Genomic DNA, 673 nt, shown 5'->3' on the forward strand with positions numbered 1-673 from the left:
GTATAGTATCATTGTTAGTTTATCATAGCCGGTAAATTATCCTCCGTCAAAGGGTTTATATTTAATTAGGAAGCTAAGGTGTTTATATATTTTTCATATATCATATAGATTGGTATAGATACTTGTGAAAAGTATACTTGGATTAGAATTTTAAAAACAAACAATAAATGTGTTTATAGGCGGGTTGATGTAAAGGTAACATATATGGCTCATGACCATACATTTTAGGTTCGAATCCTAGACCCGCTTTTAAAGGCTATAGCTTAATAGGTAAAGCGAACCACTCATGATGGTTTGAATAAATGTTCAAGTCATTTTAGTCTTAAATAATCCGAGTGCTGGAATAGGTAGACAGTCTTAACTTAAGATTAAGTGACGCAAGTCGTAAACGTTCAAATCGTTTCTCGGATCTATTTTATAGAGGAGGGGGGTTATAGTTTAACTGGTAAAACGGCGATTTTGCATATCGTTATTTCAGGATCGAGTCCTGATAACTCCATAGTTTTTTAGCTTGAGAAGCTCAATTGGTAGAGCGGATCACTGAAGATGATTAGGTTATAAGTTCAAGTCTTATCTCGAGCAATTTATAGCTATGCTAAATTTATAAAATTTTAAACAGGTTTAATAATAATAACTAAACCCTAAATCTTTCCTCTTATGCTTAATGTAGTAT

General features: G+C 32.4%; 3 tRNA genes. All 3 read left to right on the forward strand.

The features are described 5' to 3' along the window. Window positions 1-178: 178 nt before the first annotated feature. The 3 genes from JS756_RS38970 (at window position 179) to JS756_RS38985 (ending at window position 582) form a co-directional block, all read left to right on the forward strand. Window positions 179-249: transfer RNA gene (locus tag JS756_RS38970), tRNA-Met, on the forward strand. 178 nt (window positions 250-427) lie between these two features. Beyond that, window positions 428-499 (forward strand) — tRNA-Ala (locus JS756_RS38980). A 10-nt stretch (window positions 500-509) separates the two neighbouring features. Next, window positions 510-582: transfer RNA gene (locus tag JS756_RS38985), tRNA-Phe, on the forward strand. Window positions 583-673: the final 91 nt, after the last annotated feature.

The organism is Streptomyces actuosus, assembly GCF_016921115.1.
Classification (GTDB): domain Bacteria; phylum Actinomycetota; class Actinomycetes; order Streptomycetales; family Streptomycetaceae; genus Streptomyces; species Streptomyces actuosus_A.